The organism is Bdellovibrionales bacterium (assembly GCA_016716765.1).
Lineage (GTDB): Bacteria > Bdellovibrionota > Bdellovibrionia > Bdellovibrionales > UBA1609 > JADJVA01.
This window is the reverse complement of record JADJVA010000025.1, coordinates 425376-443959: the sequence shown is the minus strand read 5'-3', so window position 1 is coordinate 443959 and position 18584 is coordinate 425376. Positions and strand designations below refer to the sequence as shown.

Sequence of the window (18584 nt, the reverse complement as noted above, 5' to 3'; positions counted from 1 at the left end):
TAGTAAGAGAAGGAATTCAAGATGGCAGAAAAGAATGTTTTACAAAATGCCTACCTTTTTAAAGAACTCAATCCTGAACAACTGGAACTGATAGGCTCAATTTCACAGATCCATGTTTATCCTCCACAAGACAAAATCTTTACGGAAGGGGAAGTGGCACGGGCGGCCTATTTTATCAAATACGGATCTGTTCGCATCCTCCAGAATACGCAATCAGGAGAAGGCATGGAGGTCGCAACTTTGGGTACAGGAAGCCACTTTGGCGAAATGGCTTTTCTTGATGGTGAGAAGAGATCAGCGACTGCCGTCGCGATAGAGAAAACAACAATCGTAGAAGTCCCTTATAACAGTCTCAAGGTTTTGATGGATGCCAATCCAATTATTGCAGTGAAGTTTTATCGTGAATTGGCACATTTTTTAGCTGGACGATTGCGGATTACGACAAATGATCTCGGTTTTGCGCGCGAGAAGAATCTCAGTCACTTTTAAAAGGCAATGAGGCATTCCAAATGATCGTTGTACATCGACTTAACGGAGCTCCCCTCCATATTAATTCCGATCTCATTTTGCACATTGAGGCCACTCCCGACACTGTCATTACATTTAACGATAATAAGAAATTACCTGTCTCGGAATCGATTGAGACCATTAAAACTCACATTATAAACTTCAAAAGAGCTTGTTTTCAGAGAGAAATGGGTGATTTTTCATTGCTGCCATCCACCTTTTTAAATGACCAAATCGAAAAGCAGGAATAGATATTCATGGATTTACTCACACTACTTGGTCTCATTGTCGGCGTTGGTGGAATTGTTCTCGGCAATGCCCTGGAGGGAGGCCAAACATCATCCCTCCTTCAGCTGGCAGCCGCTCTGATTGTCTTTGGAGGAACTCTCGGAGCCACTCTGGTTGCCAATACTCTTGACGATGTCTCCTCTGGCCTGATGCTTTTTCTGGAGGCTTTTAAAACCGACAATACGGAAGAGCTTCAGAGTGTCGCAAAGGAAATTGTGTTTTCGGCACAGCTTGCACGTCGGGAGTCCATTTTGGCAGTTGAGAATCGATTACCAAAATTCAATAACAATTACATGAAGAACGTCTTTCGGTTCATGATTGACGGGACAGATCCAGCTGTCTTGAAAGACGTTTTTGAACGAGATCTTGAGATCGAAGAGGCGAGAAAGTTTGCTGGAGCAAAAGTGTGGTCTGACGCTGGAGGATTCGCCCCTACCATTGGCATTATTGGAGCTGTTCTGGGCTTGATTCAGGTCATGGCAAATCTCACTGACACCAGCGCTTTAGGGCAAGGTATAGCCGTGGCATTTGTCGCTACGATTTATGGGGTGGGTTCTGCGAATTTGATATTCATACCTATTGCCAACAAAATTCGGCGCAAGGTCCTCAGGCAAATCGAACTCAAACAAATGATTATTGACGGAGCCGTCGCCATCCTAACGGGCTTAAATCCCTTTATTATCGAGGAAAAAATTAGATCCTATACCCTCAAAAATACAGATAAAATGAATCGTCTATGAGAAAAAGAAAATCGGCAAGTGACGAATCTGAAAGCCATGACCGTTGGCTTGTCTCCTACGCTGATTTCATCACACTCATGTTTGCCTTTTTTGCTGTTCTTTATGCGACCAGTGATATCAACAAAGAAAAGAGCCAGGAGTTTCAAGAATCTATCAAGAAATATCTTATTCAGTTTGGTGCCGCAGGGGGCTCAGGGGCTGAGGTGAATCAAGGTATCAAGGAAAACTCTCCCATCGACCAGCCGATAAAAACCTACCAAACTGACAGCAGCAACAAAACACGCGAAACCCTTGAGCAAACTGAACTCTTCGTTGAAGAAATCTTGATGAAGGGAAAAGGCAAAGGACTCATTCTAGATATCGCAGCCATAGAATCAGGAGTCCGCATTACTCTCAAAGCCAGCGCTCTCTTTGCTCAGGATTCATTAAAATTTCGCGGCGAAGCTTTAGAGCCACTTGATGCCCTCTGCTCCTACCTAAAAGGTACCGGAAGAAAATTAGTCATTGAATCCCACACCAATAAGGGTCCTGTGCCCAACTCTTCCTTCCCGAGTCAGTGGGAATTTGCTTCGGGCCGCGCCACAAGTTTTATTCGTTACCTCGTCCGCCGCTACAATTACCCATCCGAGCGCCTTGTGGCTGTGAGTTACGGATCAGAACGACCACTTTTTTCTGAATCCGACAAAGCAAATTACCCCAACAATCAAAGACTCGAAATTGTGATCCTCACCAACGACAACTTGTTTTAATTCTCAAACATTTGAACCCCAAAATTATTTAGCGCCAAACTTAGCACCATAATCCTCCCTCCATATCGATTTTTTTGATTGGCTATAACTCGCAGTTATGAAAGACCTAAAAAATACACTCATATATTCCCATTGGGCCTCAATCTGACAAAGTTATGGTCACTGCAGTGCCGTCCTGGTACTTTGCCGACAATTGTCACCGCCGAAAGCTGAAGAACTCTGAAGCTGTTCTCTTTTATGGATTTTATGTGGCCTCTTTTAGGGTTTTGACTAGAAAAATAACTGAAGGGACAGGCACCGTTGTTGCAGAAGATCGCCAACATGAGACATATCATGCACTTTTTAAGTATTATTTTCTTAGTCTTTGAATTCTCAGGCAATTTAAACACCAAAGCTCTTGCTGATGGGTCCGGTCGGGGGTTAGGAAACACCGAGCATATTGATGTTCTCATAGACGTCGGGCTCGGTCATTTTCTCAAAGGTTTAAAATTTCAACCAGCCAATTTGGATGGAGTCTCAGTCTATAGCGTTGAATTGATCGTCCGCTCGCTCGAACGATTGGCTCTGGCTGGGCTCCCCACTTCGAGAGCCCAATTTGAATCCGGAAATTTAAAAAATAAGTATTTGAAGTTAGCACTAGCATACGCGATTGATGCACTCAATCTCGACCCGAAATTAAGACGGGATGGCACATTAGATCCCGCTTCGATTGAGCTGTTGAAAGACCTCAAAAAAGTTGTTCGCTACGCTCGTAATCCCGCTTGGCGTGGCTATTACGGTGAAATCTACAAAAACTCACTAAAACCCATGATCTATGAAGTTTTGTATCGAAATGCCGATCCACTTAAACTGGCCAGAGCAAAGCCTGAAAAAACCCAAGTCCTAAATGAAAAAACCGGAAAAATTGACGACTACCTTCTTTATGAATTCGAAGGAAAAGATGGCGAGAAGATCCCTGCCCAATTGCTTTTGCCAAATAGCGAACATCTCCTGCAATTCCGACCGAGTGAAGTTGTGAAAGCCGTAAAAGACACAGCTCGGGTTTTCCCTGTTGAAACAGCCCTTTTTTATGTGGCAGCAAACGTCGTTTCGGCTGGCACTCAGCTTTTTTCACCTCATGAAAACCCTCACGGCCTGCAAGATTCCACGGGCATGTATTTTAGTAAGGATACATTGCTCGATTTCGGCGAACTGTTTCATTTATTTACGTTCATGGCGGGGGCCAGAGTAACAGGACGGGCGATGGATGTTGCATTGAAGAGATCTGGAGTTTCAATGAAAACTCAAGTTCTCGCAAGGCCCCTCATCAATTACTTTTCACTCGCGGGTGGATCTTTGATCTCAGAACTGATCGCAGATAGTTACACGTCAATGAAGAATTGTTATTTGGGATACATGTCGAATCCAAAAAACTTTGCCTCGCCGATGGAACAGGCCCAACACGTTCAAAATTGCGATCTCGCCTACAATCAGTGGATACGCAACAAGATGGCCTACAAATATCTCGGCTCTACGATGAGGGTGATCGCTGCTGCTGCTGCTGCCTCAGCAACCTCCTACGCTTTTAACTCTGCCATCAAGGGTATCAAGGCACTCAAAAATGCCAGTTCAACAGCTGGAAAAGCAAAACAGACCTATTCAACTCTTAAACTCATCGCTCCTCCTGTCGCTCGCGCGGCTAATCAGATCATTGTAACAGGCATTGAAATGGGAGGAGCTGCGGCAGCCGGCGTCTCAACGGCAGCGCCACATCCCGGATTGAGGATTTTGGGCTGGGCAGGACGCGGAATGCATTTGGTCGTTTTCATGGCTTGGGACCGAGTGGTTGAGTCATTTATCATGAAGCCCTATTATAGCTGGGACCTGTCGACCGAGGCCGACAATTCTGAAAAGCAACTTCTCAGTGAATTTCAGAATTTTTCTAAGGGGGGAGGGGTCATCACCAGAAAGTACGATGTGGAATCATGCGGAAACCTCTTCCAGCAATGGAAACCAGATCGTTCTCATCCAAGTCGGCTCCTCGATACTCCCACCGGTCCAAAGTGTTACGATGGAACTATTTTTCAGTCCTTAGATAATTATGCTGACGATCAGAAAAGCTGGCGTGAGCTTATTCTTCAGAAGGTGAACGCCTCCTATGTCGCTTGGGTTGAACAATCAGTCCACCTCGTCAACAGATATCAGGATACGCGCCTCTTTTATCAGGATTTCGTTGATAAGACGAATTATCAGTCCAGTATTCTCTTTGGTGATGCCAACCCTTATGCCGGCATGAATGGAATTGTAGACAATCCTGAGTCAAGTACAGAGGACGACAAAGCAGTTTTTGTGGCCGACGATGGGAGTCTGTCGATCGCTGCGATGAAAGTGGCTCAAGAACGAAACATTTCCACCCAAGCAGAATTCCTCGGCAATTGGATTGCCAGCCTTGAGACTCCAGAAGGTCAAGCAAGCATTTTGAAATTTTATAGTTCCAATTTTGAAAGTCCGGATAAGACTTCCGATCCAGCGGCCAAAAAAACCGAAAATGACCCCCGAATAACAAACTTAGTCTCTAACTTAAAGTTTATTGAAAAGGGACTGCGATCTGCAAATGCCAAGGAAACTAAGGCGGCCTTGCAACAAATCTGGGATCTTTCCAAGCATTATGATGAATATTGCATTGCCCAGTTCAATGCACTTCTTGGTGACTCTGCCACTGAGGTGATGCAAGAGCTGAATTTTGATGTAGAGCGAGTTAAGCGCGACCTTAAAAAGACGGGCACTCCCGAAAAGGAACAGGCAAAGAAAGACTCCCAAGCTTTCCGTGAAGCACTGACCGACAAACTTGACGGGGCTGACATTCCTCCTCTCTGTTATTTTTCTGAGCTCAGACGGCGCTTCGGCAATACGCTCCCTGGTTCAATCTCCAACTCTGAGACCTATCTCCAGGGCACCACACAAGCGTTGATCAAGCTGGGCGCAAAGGACGATTATCCAAAAGAATTCAGGGGCATTCCCGCGCCCAATATTGCCAGCTACCTTTTAATCAATATGGCCTGCGGTATGGATCTGACTGAGCGCCAGAGTTGGCTGTCCCGAATTATGCCCGGAATCAAAAGCAACACCTCTGATCGGGGCTGGGAAATCACTTTTGGAGAGAGTCCAAAATCGAGTGTGAGCGATCCCTTTGGCTTTAAAATGGACTTCTATCCACCTCGCCTGACAAACGACTTTGCCACTAGATGTAAACCTCAGTACAAAAGTGCACCTAACCGCCATCTTCCAGTCCTGCGCACATTTGACGAATACAGGTGGTACGACGATGAAGGAAAGAAGTTTTCTTCCCTCTCTGAGTTGGTAGCAAATACCCTTTACGACGATGTGCTCGACAAAGCAGATGGACCTCCAAAGCCACCCAATGAGGGCGAAGAGGCTCCCCAGACATCCTTTGATAAGTGGTGGGGAAATCATGTTGAGCGGCACTATAACAATGCCCTTGATATCGCCAGCGCCAACTATAAAAAAATGATCCGCGACCGGTTCTTGCCTGCGATTTACGGGTACAGAGAATATCTGGACCAGCCTGGAACCCTTAAGGATTGTCAGTTTGACGAAACAGATAGCACAGATGGTAGTGGTGGCCCCCACGGAGGAATGGCTGATTTGATGTATTCAGCTGAACTGCAGCCAAACAATCCTTCTCCCCAGCAGAACGTTCAAAACTTCAAATCAAAGAACGGCTTCCTCCACATGGATCCGCCGCGATATGTGAAACGCCAAGAGCTAGAAAACTGTCATGGAGGGCGCCACAAGTATCTTCCTATCGTATCTGCCGTACGACTTGAATTTGAACTTTATTTGGATCACCTGATAAGGCCGCTTTTTAGAGAAATGTTTTCTCGCGATAAACGCTATAACAATGAAGAAATGTTAAAAAAGGCTGAAAATATTTTTATTAAGAATCGAGAGTGGATACTAACGAGCCTAGAAATGTTAATGAAATACAAGCCTGATCAGAACGGAACAGTGGGAACCGACCACCTGGATAGGGCTAAAGAGTGGCTGATGCTGAATATTTTATCTTTAGAGCTAAAAATAGGTGTGCCGGTAGACGCTAATGTACAAGCTCTCTTGAGGGCTGTAGAGGGTAGCGTGAATTTTATAGACCCAGATCAGGATGCTTTTCCCTACGGTGAGTGGCAATACCGACAACTCAGGCTGAAGGAGCTGGCAGAGAAGTATTTAGACCGCAAAAAGGGAGCTCCGCAATTTGCGGCCTATGAGGGTGAAATGAGTCAGCTGTCGACACCACCATGGGAAAATTTGACTGAAGATGAGAGGCTTTTTATCCACGCGGTTTTGTAAAATGATAGCAGTGACCACTGAATTGGCCACCTACAAAAAAATAGTTGATGATGTTAAGTTTCAATGAGAATGGCATTATCATTGCAGACCAGATGTCGGAGAATGCATATTTAGGCTGCAGGGGGCCTGCGGGGCTTGTGAGGCTAAGGGTCGTGATTGAATTTACGTTATGAAAGATAATAATTATAAATACTATGAAGTGAGGGATAGAAATGACAAATAAATCAGTTAAAATGACAGTGCTGGGCTTGGCTATAGCAGTAGCCAGCAGTTCTTATGCTCAGAGGGCACTTGAATCAGCTCGCAAGGGTGGTGAGCCAGCAGCAGGTAAGGGTCTAGAGCGTCCCGAAGCTGCAAAACTTCTTCAAGCTAAACCTGGAGAGGCTCCTGCTTCCAGAAATGGACAAAGAGGACTCACTCTTAAAACTGCTGCTACAAACCCACAAGGAGCGCAGTCACCTAGCAATCCCTTTAGTCAGTTTCAACAAGTGGCCTATACCCTTGGGGTGAGCGGCACGATTCCTACGAACTTCGCTGGCAATTTCAACCAACTTCCTGCATTGGCTTTTTCATCAAAAGGCACTCCTGTATCCGTCTCAAAAATGAATGCACAAATAGTAAGTGCGCAAGAATATTTGGTTAGCTTGAAAGGCCAAGTACAAAAAGGAGAGAGCAAACATATTACACCCGAATTTCTGGCTCAAGCTGAGGTGATGGTAAAGGAGGCTGCTCAAGCCTACGTTACTGCTTTGATCGAATTCAATACTGTTGCAAGTACGGCGAAAACTGCCAATCCCTTGGATGACTCTAGTGTGGCTGAGCGGCTACATGAAGTTTCTGTGGCGATTGTCTTTGCGGGCAACCAATTGTCTGCGGTCTTAAAGGAATCAGCTGATCTGGCCAAAACCAATCCTGCCGAGGCACTTGCTTCTATCAACGGTTACCTTGCAAAAACGCAATCTTTAGCTGATGTCGTTCGTGGAACAGCTCTGGTAGCTGCTCTCGGAGGAAATCTTGATGCTGCTGCTGCAAAACAAGCGGTTAAGGATTTTGAGGAAGCTTGCGGACTTTAATTTAATTCTCCCTCTCTTTATTTTTGTTGCGGAAAGGCACAAAAAAATAATCAGAGGAGATATGGAAAATTTAAAAGGCCACTTTGGAAACAAGGTGGCTTTTTTATTTTTCTGTACGTTCGATTCTCTTCATGAGTGATTGAACGGAATCAGTGCTGGCGGTGAATGATCACTCTTTTTAAAACAACCGCTTCCAAGGGCTTATCGAAGTTGTCACGAGGGACTTCAGAAATTTTTCTCACGACCTCCATGCCTTCGGTGACCTCCCCAAAAACGGTATTCCCACGTTTCTTGAAAGCATTCTGAGCACTGTCAAAGTCAAGTTCTGGCATTGGTTTTAAGGTGATAAAAAACTGGCTACCGTTTGTGTTTGGTCCGAAGTTGGCCATTGATACAATCCCAGCCTTCTTGTGCCTAAGAGCCGGATGAGGCTCATCTTCAAATTTATATCCCGGCCCCCCTCGACCGGTCCCGAGTGGATCTCCCGTTTGGACAACATATTTTGGAATAACCCTGTGAAAAAGCAATCCATTATAGAAGGGAGCTGTTTTCATTTCCTTTGTTGAATTCTCACGAAACGCTTGCGTTCCTTCTGCAAGGCTCACGAAATTATAAACAGTTTTAGGAACACGACGATTAAAGAGTCGAATCTTAATATTTCCAAGGCTCGTTTCAAGAACCGCGCTGACCCCCTTCAAGGCCTTGATCGCCCTGACCTTGTTACGTGTCTCCTTTTCTAGGGCGGCCGCCTCACTATTTCTCTGACTTAATAGGCTCCTTCTTGGGCTTGAAGAAGAGCCAGCTCCTGGCTGTGCTGGTTGCCCTGGCTGTGCTGGTTGCCCTGGTTGCTGCTGTTGCTGTAGTTGCTGCTGTTGCTGTAGTTGCTGCTGTTGCTGTAGTTGTTGCTGTTGCTGTAGTTGTAGCTGCTGCTGTAGTTGTTGCTGTTGCTGTTGCTGTTGCTGTTGCTGTAGTTGTTGCTGCTGTTGATAATCCGCCTGCGATTGCGGGGGACTGTTTGAATCCTGAGCCAAGACAAAATGAGAGACATTGGTTGATACCAAAATGAAAAAAAATAAATTCGGGAGAGCCACCCTTTGCATGATGCACTTCCTCTCTTAGATACTAAAATGCTATTGAAACGCCCCTGCTGGGTCAATATCTTTAATAATTTCAGTACTTTGTTTCATTATTTGAGCCAGACGTTGGTGCATTTCCTCTTCATCTTTCTTCAACAGACAGGCGAGCCGTTTAGATTCCTGGCTTTTCCGCGTTATCTGGCTGCCGCTATGGTTGAAGGACAATTGTGCCATTTGCTCCATGGCCCTAAGGTCTAAGTAGTTTCGATGAAGAAGAGTCAAATCTCCCACCTCGCAGTTCTGCCCACTTTTGATTGCCTCCATCATCTCATTCATACTTGGTCCCGACGGCACGATTCTCTCAAAGAGAATCCTTGCCTGAATAGCTAGCTCAATATCAATAAGACCTCCTGCGGAAAGCTTAAGATCTGTGATGCCTGAAGCAGGAACTGCAATCAATTTCGTTCTGATCCTCTTGAGTTCTCGAAGATCAGATTCAGAAAGTCCTCTTGAACAGCAAATTTCTGCAAAAGGTAGGTCCAGACGTGAAAGGGGACGCGCTCTCAAATAGGCCTGTCTCTCCCAATGCAAGGCTTCGTTTTTAAGAAAGGCCTCCAATCTACTCTGACTCACTATCAGAGGGCCCGCTTGACCTGAGGGTCTCAGCCTTAAGTCGATGGAATAGATTTTCCCACCTTTATGAAAATCATTGAGTCGATGGATAAAGCGCTTGGCCACCTTGTGGTCATTGGCATCAGGGCTCGATTTAGATACAAAGAGCAGATCCAAATCAGAGCGAAAACCAAGCTCCATTCCACCCCATTTTCCCATAGCAACCAAATTAATTCTCTCGGTGTCCGGCCGACTATCAAGGTGCTGAAGCAATTCAGAGCAAATGTAGTCTGCACAAGCACTCAGATTCTGACAAAGAACAGTGCTATCTCTATCAACCAAAAACTGGTTAGCTGCAATAATTTCAGTTAGCAATCGGTGTTCAGCCATTTCTTCCAGCTTCATCTCAAGATCACCAGAAAACCGCTCCTGAGTCCGAAACAAAAAACTATCGATCAATTCAGGACGAGAAGCCAAAATTCTTCCGAGATAAGGAGAAGAGGAAAACAGGCGGGCCAGATCTCGTACCAACCGAGGTTCACGTACAAATAGACTAAAAAAAGTTGCTTTAGCCCTTATAGATTGTGTGAAATCCAAAAGCAAAGAGAGGGCCAATTCCTTGTCGACCCCATTGCGTCCAATTTCTTCAACGTAATCGTAAAGAAACTTGCGACGTGCTGATTCGTCTCGCTCAAGCTTCATCGATCGAGCCGTTTGATTAACTAAATCCGCCCACAGCGAGTTCACACAATCATCTGAAAATCCCAGATCAGATAGCCACTTTCTTTGCAAGGCTTCTGTTGGAGGCAAAGTTTCTCTGGAACCCTCTGCTGATCCCAATAAAGTCGTCACAGTTTGATTCACCAATCCAACCTTGATTTGCACAAATTCTTGATTCGCAAATCTGCGACCAATAGGAGGAGAACTGAAGTTAAGCAAATGTGATTGTCGGTCACTCCCAAGTTGGACCATGTGTTCAAGATGTCGAAATAACCAATAACTTGAATCCAACAACTCGACTTCATTGTCCGGCAGTATTTTCTTATCTCTCAGTGCCGATAAAGCCTTTGCTGTGGATGAAGTTCGGATGGTACGATCACGCCCCCCATGAATAACTTGCAGAGCATGGACAAACAGTTCGATGTCACGAATTCCACCCACTCCAAGTTTGATGTTAAATTCGTTCTTGTTCATCGAATGGTAATGTTGATGTATTCTTGATCGCAGCTGCTTAAGGTCGTCTAAGAGAGTGTAATCCAAAAACTTACGATAACAAAATCTCACAAAAATATCCATTATGGCATCACAGAATTCAGGAGGACCTTGCAGAATTCTGGCCCTCACCAATGCAAGGCGTTCCCATGTTTCTCCTTGAGACCAATAATAATCCTCAACCTGAGGAAGAGATGAAACTATTGGCCCAAATCGACCGCCAGGCCTAAGATCAAAATCCAATCTCAGTACAAAACCAAAATCCGTGTTCTCAGCCAAAAGGATCCGAAACTTCCGAAGTGCTCGATCTATTTCAATGGTTGGGCCAATCTCAGAAATAACCATCAAGTCAACGTCTGAACTTAAGTTCAATTCCTCAGCGCCCAGCTTACCCAGCGCAATCAAAGCAACCGGGAGATCTCCAAGACCGCAAGCACGCCATGCCTCCAAGATCAATTTGTCAGCTGAATAACTCCAAAACTCAACGACATGTGATGTTGCTGCATTGTCAAAAAAAGTTGCGAGAGCTGCACGCAACCAAGCACGATGGCGATCAAGTCTCAAACTTGCCATTTCGGAATTGGCATCGGATCGATCAAGCCAAGACCTATAGAGGGCAACGGCAGAACTTCCTTGCGAAACCTCTGCCCAGTCCAACTCAGAGTAAAAGGAAAGCTCTGGAACCTGTATCTCCTTCACTTCGTTAGACCGGACCATTTGGGCTTATAGTAGGAATTGTTGTCGACCGTGATCCGACGTTCATTGGCTCCATCAGGACTCGCGATGTATATTTGATTTTTACCCGTTCGGTTGGAGACAAACATTATGTGGCGTCCATCTGGAGAAAATGAAGGATCTTCGTTGTCGGCAGGTTTGCCGTTGGGCTTTAATGCGGATGTAATTCGGGTCAATTGCCTTGTTTCTACGTTCACAACAAAAATATCAAAGTAGGAGAATTTTGGGTCATCCCTTGAGCGGTCCGTTCCAGCGAAGGCCAAAAGCTTCCCGTCTGGAGACCAGCTCGGACTGGCATTGTATCTGCCAGCGAAGGTCATTCTTTGAACATTCTTGCCATTGGTGTCCATGATATAGATCATGGGGCTGCCGCTGCGATCAGAAGAAAAGGCTATTCTTTTGCCATCGGGCGAAGGAGCCGGTTCAACATTCATAGCGCGATTTGGCCCATGAGTGATTTCGCGCAGATTTTTTCCGTCAATGGTCATTTCAAAAATATCTGGATTACCAGATTGCGATAGCGTCAATAACAGAGACTGTCCAGATGGCATAAAAGCGGCTCCAGAATTTATCCCCTTGCGAAAGGACAACAGCCACCTCTTTCCGGTCTCTACTTCATAGAGAAACATATCTGCATTGCGGGTCTTAGCTTTTGCATGATAAGCAAAGGCCGTGTAGGCAATTTGTTTTCCATCCGGCGACCAAGCTGGAGAAATCGCCACAGATTTGTGATTTGATATTTTTTTTAAATTGGCTCCGTCCCAATCCATGGTATAAATTTCTTTGATTGAACTTTTCCCCTCATTTGCAGCAAGGACGACTTGTGTTGAAAAAATGCCATCCTTTCCCGTGAGCACTTGAATCAAATCATTACAAAATTTATGACCAATTTTTCTTGCGGAGTCTTTTGTGCCTTCGTAAATTTTACCAAGGATCAACTTGGCTTGAGGGACGTGGTACACATAAGTCTCAACAGTAAGTTTAGTTCCAGTTATCTTGTATCCCGAGCGAATCAAAAACTCTGTTCCAATCGAGCGCCAGTTCTGAAAATTGAAGCCATTTGGCTCTCCCGGAGCCGGCTTCATCCCTACCTTAGCTGTGTCTTCCAAAAAAGCTTCCTGACGAATAAAAGTGAAGTAATTCGATATCAGCAAGTCATTATAAACCACATTAAAAATTTCCCGACCTATTTCAAGACTCTTGCTATTGGTCTTATCTGAACTAAAAAATTGAAAAGGTGGTAAGGCAATCAAACTGCGCTTCACCGTTGCTTGCCCTACGTCAATGTAAATGCCATTTGCTTCCTCTGCCCATGAAGAACTCCGTATGGGAAGCAAAAAAAGAGAAAGAAGAAAGGCGACTCTCAAAAAGATATCTGATGACATAGCGAACCTCGGTTCAATCTGGAAAATTAAATATCATTCCGTTCAAAGCAATCACATTAACAAGTCTTGGAGGAGGCGGAGGGAACGGTGAAGCGGCATCTATGGCCTCAAAAACTTTTGCGTCAAAAGCGGCATCACCACTGGACTTTAGTAACTCTCGACTCACCACATATCCGCGTTCATCAATTTTTACCAAGGCCTGCGCCCTCAATGCAGATTCCGCCAACCACTGAGGGAGGACAAAGAATTTTTGAACCTGCCTCTTGAGGCTCGCAAAATAACTATTGTGATCAAGCGCATCGAGACCCACCAAATCCTCTCCCGCACTGAGAACATTTCCTTTGAATTCCTTTCGTGGTGACGAATCTCCCGTCACCGCTACCTCTTTCATTTCCTTCGCTAGCTTTTCGATCGAGCTCAATGCATTTAACTTCGCAATGGCTTTGGATTGATCCACCTTTGCCTTCTTGAGATCCACCTTAGGGGCCTCCTTTGCAGCCATTGGCAAATCACCTTTTTCTGGCACATTTTTTTGTTTGTTTGGGTCCTTATCCGAGGATGGCATTGACTGAATTTCGTTTCTGGGTTCAATCTTGTCCGGCAATCCGACAATATCCACCCGAATCGCTTCTCTGACGACAACCATTTCTGTGGGAAAGACGAGCGACTTAACAGAAAAGAAAAGTAAAAGTCCAATGTGAAACAGGAATGAGGTTCCTATTAATTTCGCAAATGAATCATTTTCCGGAGACACGTCTTGCACAACCACAAATTACTTGGCCTTTGGTAAGGTGATCAGACCTATGCTGTAGATTCCAGCGGCCCGAATTTCTCCCATGGCTTCGGCAACATAACCGTAATCGACTTGCCGATCCGCTTGGATATATATTTGCTTATTTTTTCGAGTTTCCATGATAGCTGCCAATTTCTTTCCAAGTCCCTCCATTTGGATCTGGGACTCACCCAAAAAAAGTTTCTGACTTTTTTTGATAACCAGGGTCAGTGGCTCTTCTGTTGTTTCGACACCGCTCGCCTTTGTTTCTGGCAGTTCAACATCGAGGCCCTGATTCATCATGGGTGCAGTGACCATAAAAATAATTAACAAGACCAACATGACATCAACAAGGGGTGTCACGTTGATCTCGCTGAGGACGGCGCGTCCGCCCCCGGACGTGGACGACATTCCCAATATACTTACCCCTGAAAAAAATTACGCTTGGCAATATTCAATAGGTCCGAAGAAAAACTGCTCATTTCCAAATCCATCTTGCGCACTTCTGTTAAAAAATGATTGTAAGCTATGGTCGCGGGAATGGCGGCCGCCAATCCCACAGCTGTCGCAATCAAGGCCTCTGATATTCCAGGAGCTACAACAGCAAGACTTGCAACTTTTGTTGCTCCTATTTTTTGAAATGCTCCCATGATTCCCCATACGGTGCCAAACAATCCAATAAAGGGGGCCGTACTTCCAGTCGTCGCCAAAAGAGTCAAACGAAATTCCATTGCAGCGATTTCTTCATCTGAGGCCTTACGCAGAGCCCTCTCCAGATTATCGCTCCCAGTCAACAACGGAGCCTTATCATTCTCAGATTTCCTGCTAACCAGATTTGAATCAGCAATTTTACGCAACTCCAAGTATCCACTTTTAAAAATGCGGGCGAGACTGCTTTCTTGATGGTCTTTCATTGCATCAAAAATATCGTCAAGGGAGTTTGCCTTCCAAAAAAATTCCAAAAAGGGAGCGTTAGCCCGACGCAATCGGCTGATCTGTCTTCGCTTTGAAAGAACAACGGCCCAACAAACAATCGACAGAAGGACAAGTGATAACAGCGTCAATTGTACAACTAGGCTTGCCGACCAAATCGCGTCCCAGACGCCAACATTTACGGACACAGATACTGCCTGATTCGTTGCTGCCCACGCTTGATTCATAGAGAGATAAGCTAGCGGGAGATTGAGCTGTCTGCAACCAGAATGGAATGATTAAGTACAATTCAGATATCTTTTTCTTTCTGTTTATCGATCTATGGTGCGGCGGGACGAAATTTCTTCAGGGCCCAAATTGGGCGAGAAGTTAAAACCCCCTTCAAAGCTCCCTCTATCCATTCGGGAAAAAAATTGTTGGAAAAAGGGTCCTCTTCCAACTCCAAAATCAGAGATTTCTGCTGGCGTTGAATTTCTAGAGTCAGCGTCGGCGTAAACACGAGCGAATTATTCATAGATATCGGAGAAACGATGATATCCTCCTGAAAAGAAATGAGCGTTTCAATTTTTAAATTATCGAATATCATGGCTCGACCGACTCCAGGTGAGTCAGAACCATAAAGCCACAAAGGTTCCACCTTCTTCATCTCCCGAACAAATTTGGTGAATGGGCTGCGAATGATCACCCTTTCTCCAAGATCAAGAGAGTTGATGAGTGCCACGACTTCCTGAACATATGTGGCATTTGGATCAAAAAACGTGAGTAAAAGAAGGCGTCCCTTTGATATTTCTGCAGCTCGCTTAAGAGTTAAAAGCCTAATTCCTTTACCGCGAAATTCATCGAGTCTCCTATCGGGCCAATGAGTATTAAACCCCGCATCCAAAAATGACAATTGGTTCCAGCTCACCATTTCTGGAATTCCCTCTCCATTTGTCATCTCTTCAAGGCGAAGGCCAGGAAATACAAACCACACTCCATCACTTGAGCGACGCAAAGGAAGTTCTACTCCAACATGAGGTCCCAATTTGAAGCTTTCTGTCATTGCTTGCTCAGTGTATGACTGATCAATCTCTCCTCCACCCCCTTTTGCAATAATCCAGAACTGGTTTTTGTCCTTCAGAAGCGGATGATCGTAGGCCTCGAACTCCCGTTGCAAACCCAAATACCGAAGACCAAACAAGAGCAAGACGAGAAAGGAAATAATACCCATCCCAATGATAAAGAGTCTTGAAAAAGCTGACATCATGATGTTAACCTACTGAAATTACTTAATTTAGTCATTCAAAAAAAATTGTAACTTCAGTTGGCTATATACGTTAAAAAAAGACGTATATTAAATTGATTAAAGTAGCGTCTTCGGTTAGCTTTCATTTCTCGATCCTGGTTAATCTGCACCATTTTTTAAGTGATAACGGACAATCTGCCTCGGTGGTTAGGGAAGAAATCAATGAATAAACTCAACCGTAAAGTTGTGTATGCCCTCATGGCGCTCAAATACATGTTCAACAAAGCTCCGGGAACACTCACCACTGCAAAAGAAGTTGTTGAGGCAACCAAGTGCCCATTTGATGCAACAGCTAGAGTTATGCAACTTATGACACAAAAAGGTATTCTCAAGTCCGAACAGGGGTCTCAGGGAGGCTATGTCATCATTCGAGATCTCTCAAAGATATCTTTTTATGAACTTGTTGAACTGATCCTTGGACCTTTGGGAATCGTTAAATGCATAAATGGAATTGAAACTTGTCTGCAAAAGGATACCTGCAATGTAAGGTCGCCCATGGCTGAGTTAAATGCGAGATTGGTTGGGTTTTACAAAACATTAGCCCTTTCTGAAATTCTTAAGGTCCAAGATAAAGAACAGGATCTTACTTTATGAGATCCAGTAAATGACTATTTTAATGTTGCCGTATTTGAGACCTAGTTGGAGAACTGGATGAACCAGGTAAAAACAAATGGGGCAGAGGAAGTTCGTGAGTATAAATACGGTTTCTCTACCTCCGTAGAAGTGGACAGAATTCCCAATGGTCTGAATGAAGACATTATTCGTATTATCTCTCAGAAAAAAAATGAACCCGAATGGATGCTCCAGTATCGGCTCAGGGCCTATCAACACTGGCTAACCATGGTTGAGCCCCATTGGGGACATTTCAATTATCCCCCGATCGACTATCAAAAAACCAGCTATTATTCAGCTCCCAGATCTACAAAAGATAAGGTAAAGAATCTTGACGATCTCGACCCCGAACTGTTGCGCACATTCGAAAGATTGGGAATTCCGTTGCAAGAGCAGAAACGGATTTCAGGAGTCGCTGTTGACGCTGTGTTTGATTCCGTATCTATCGGAACCACACACAAAGAAGCCCTCGCCCGCTACGGGGTCGTATTTTGCTCCATTTCTGAAGCTCTCCACACTCACGAAGATCTCGTGAAAAAATATTTTGGTTCTGTGGTTCCCCACACTGACAATTTCTTTGCGGCCCTCAATGCGGCCGTATTCACAGATGGATCCTTTTGTTATATTCCAAAAGACGTGCGTTGCCCCATAGATCTATCGACCTATTTTCGGATTAATTCTGAGGAAACTGGCCAATTTGAGCGCACACTTATTATTGCAGAGCCGGGAAGCTTCGTTAACTATCTCGAGGGTTGCACGGCCCCAATGCGTGACACCAATCAATTGCATGCCGCCGTTGTTGAACTGATTGCCTTGGCTGATTCTGAAATAAAATATTCCACCGTGCAAAATTGGTATACCGGAGATAAAGAGGGTCGAGGGGGTATTTATAATTTTGTCACCAAACGAGGAAAGTGCGTGGGTCGAAATTCTAAAATCAGTTGGACCCAGGTCGAAGCTGGCTCAGCCATAACATGGAAATATCCGAGCGTGATTCTTCAAGGTGACAACTCGGTCGGCGCTTTTTATTCGGTCGCTCTGACCCATGATCACATGATCGCTGACACTGGCACCAAAATGATCCACATTGGGAAAAACACGAAAAGTACCATTCTATCAAAGGGCATTTCGGTAGATCGATCGACAAATAGCTACCGCGGCCTCGTAAAAATTCTTCCCACTGCTGAAGGCGCTCGAAACTACTCTCAATGCGACTCAATGTTAGTTGGAGATAAGAGTTCAGCTCATACCTTCCCCTCCTTGGAAATTCAAAACAAATCAGCTGTTGTTGAACATGAGGCCTCAACCTCGAGAATTAGCGAGGATCAATTGTTTTATCTGCAATCGAGGGGTCTTGACTTGGAAGCCTCTATATCGCTGCTGGTAAATGGCTTCTGCAAAGAAGTCTTCAAACAATTACCCCTGGAATTTTCTGTAGAAGCAGTAAAACTTATCGAGATGAAACTCGAGAATAGCATTGGATAGAGGAGATTGGAAAAGCTATGTTGAAGATCAAAAATCTCAGTGCTGAAGTCAACGGGAAACCCGTTCTGAAGGGCCTCAACCTAGAAATCAATGCTGGCGAAGTCCACGCCATCATGGGCCCAAACGGTTCGGGAAAAAGTACATTGTCGAAAGTCATCGCTGGCCATCCCTCTTATAAAATAACGGGCGGATCGATTGAGTACGAAGTTAATATGAAGTGGAAAAATATCTTTGAGATGACACCAGATCAACGGGCCCGGGAAGGAATTTTTTTGGCTTTTCAATACCCCGTTGAAATTTCAGGTGTATCCAACTTGGTATTCCTGAGGGCCGCCTTCAATGCCGTGTGCAAACATCAGGGAATTCCGGAAATGAATGAGTCTGATTTTGACAAATTTGTGGAGGAAAAAGCAAAAATCGTCAAAATGAATACGGAGTTTCTTAAACGTTCAGTGAACGAGGGCTTTTCGGGTGGAGAAAAGAAGCGGAACGAGATCTTGCAGATGGCTGTTTTGTCTCCTCGACTCTCTGTTCTAGATGAAACTGATTCTGGCCTCGACATTGATTCTTTGAAAATTGTGGCCAGTGGAGTTAATCATCTAAAGAAAAAGTCAAACGCCATCCTGATGATCACTCACTATCAAAGACTTCTTGATTTTATTGTTCCTGATTTTATTCACGTTTTGATTGATGGAAGTATTGTCAAATCCGGAAAAAAGGATCTGGCTCTGGAATTGGAAAAACGTGGATACGATTGGCTGATTTAGTATCCT

General features: G+C 44.7%; 16 protein-coding genes. 9 read left to right on the top strand and 7 right to left on the bottom strand.

Features of this window, described 5'->3' with window-relative positions:
* Positions 1 to 21: 21 nt before the first annotated feature.
* The 6 genes from IPL83_18445 (at position 22) to IPL83_18420 (ending at position 7704) form a co-directional block, all read left to right on the top strand.
* Complete coding sequence (locus tag IPL83_18445) at positions 22 to 489, top strand: cyclic nucleotide-binding domain-containing protein (protein ID MBK9041101.1); 468 nt, start codon at positions 22 to 24, stop codon at positions 487 to 489.
* Between the two features lie 20 nt (positions 490 to 509).
* Complete coding sequence (locus tag IPL83_18440) at positions 510 to 758, top strand: flagellar FlbD family protein (GenBank protein MBK9041100.1); 249 nt, start codon at positions 510 to 512, stop codon at positions 756 to 758.
* Between the two features lie 6 nt (positions 759 to 764).
* Positions 765 to 1535 carry a flagellar motor protein gene (locus IPL83_18435; protein ID MBK9041099.1) on the top strand — a complete coding sequence of 257 codons (771 nt, stop codon included), beginning with the start codon at positions 765 to 767 and terminating at the stop codon, positions 1533 to 1535.
* Positions 1532 to 2284, top strand: a complete 753-nt coding sequence (locus IPL83_18430; protein ID MBK9041098.1) for an OmpA family protein — start codon at positions 1532 to 1534, stop codon at positions 2282 to 2284. Before IPL83_18435 ends, IPL83_18430 begins: the two co-directional genes overlap by 4 nt.
* A gap of 333 nt (positions 2285 to 2617) precedes the next feature.
* Complete coding sequence (locus IPL83_18425; protein ID MBK9041097.1) at positions 2618 to 6631, top strand: hypothetical protein; 4014 nt, start codon at positions 2618 to 2620, stop codon at positions 6629 to 6631.
* 212 nt (positions 6632 to 6843) lie between these two features.
* On the top strand, positions 6844 to 7704 hold the full coding sequence (locus tag IPL83_18420; GenBank protein ID MBK9041096.1) for a hypothetical protein: 861 nt from the start codon (positions 6844 to 6846) through the stop codon (positions 7702 to 7704).
* Between the two features lie 149 nt (positions 7705 to 7853).
* On the opposite strand, the gene IPL83_18415 is transcribed toward IPL83_18420, so the two are convergent.
* The 7 genes from IPL83_18415 to IPL83_18385 all read right to left on the bottom strand — a co-directional run bounded on the left by IPL83_18415 (position 7854) and on the right by IPL83_18385 (position 15675).
* Positions 7854 to 8804, bottom strand: a complete 951-nt coding sequence (locus tag IPL83_18415; GenBank protein ID MBK9041095.1) for a peptidylprolyl isomerase — start codon at positions 8802 to 8804, stop codon at positions 7854 to 7856.
* 30 nt (positions 8805 to 8834) lie between these two features.
* Positions 8835 to 11321, bottom strand: a complete 2487-nt coding sequence (locus IPL83_18410; GenBank protein ID MBK9041094.1) for a glutamine-synthetase adenylyltransferase — start codon at positions 11319 to 11321, stop codon at positions 8835 to 8837.
* Positions 11300 to 12724 (bottom strand): PD40 domain-containing protein, encoded by a 1425-nt coding sequence (locus IPL83_18405; GenBank protein MBK9041093.1) that lies wholly within the window; start codon positions 12722 to 12724, stop codon positions 11300 to 11302. The genes IPL83_18410 and IPL83_18405 overlap by 22 nt, the downstream gene beginning before the upstream one ends.
* A gap of 13 nt (positions 12725 to 12737) precedes the next feature.
* Complete coding sequence (locus IPL83_18400) at positions 12738 to 13478, bottom strand: TonB family protein (protein MBK9041092.1); 741 nt, start codon at positions 13476 to 13478, stop codon at positions 12738 to 12740.
* 18 nt (positions 13479 to 13496) lie between these two features.
* Complete coding sequence (gene tolR, locus IPL83_18395) at positions 13497 to 13913, bottom strand: protein TolR (GenBank protein ID MBK9041091.1); 417 nt, start codon at positions 13911 to 13913, stop codon at positions 13497 to 13499.
* 5 nt (positions 13914 to 13918) lie between these two features.
* Positions 13919 to 14656: a protein TolQ gene (gene tolQ, locus IPL83_18390; GenBank protein MBK9041090.1), complete on the bottom strand. Its 738-nt coding sequence runs from the start codon at positions 14654 to 14656 to the stop codon at positions 13919 to 13921.
* Positions 14657 to 14748: 92 nt separating this feature from the next.
* Complete coding sequence (locus tag IPL83_18385; protein MBK9041089.1) at positions 14749 to 15675, bottom strand: hypothetical protein; 927 nt, start codon at positions 15673 to 15675, stop codon at positions 14749 to 14751.
* 201 nt (positions 15676 to 15876) lie between these two features.
* On the opposite strand from IPL83_18385, the gene IPL83_18380 reads away from it, so the two are divergent.
* The 3 genes from IPL83_18380 to sufC are packed head-to-tail and all read left to right on the top strand — an operon-like array spanning position 15877 to position 18578.
* The gene (locus tag IPL83_18380) at positions 15877 to 16308 is read left to right on the top strand and encodes an Rrf2 family transcriptional regulator (protein MBK9041088.1); all 432 of its coding nucleotides are present in this window, start codon (positions 15877 to 15879) and stop codon (positions 16306 to 16308) included.
* A gap of 57 nt (positions 16309 to 16365) precedes the next feature.
* Positions 16366 to 17811: a Fe-S cluster assembly protein SufB gene (gene sufB, locus IPL83_18375; GenBank protein ID MBK9041087.1), complete on the top strand. Its 1446-nt coding sequence runs from the start codon at positions 16366 to 16368 to the stop codon at positions 17809 to 17811.
* Positions 17812 to 17828: 17 nt separating this feature from the next.
* A complete protein-coding gene (sufC, locus tag IPL83_18370; GenBank protein ID MBK9041086.1) occupies positions 17829 to 18578 on the top strand; it encodes a Fe-S cluster assembly ATPase SufC in 750 nt (249 codons plus the stop codon).
* Positions 18579 to 18584 lie beyond the last annotated feature (6 nt).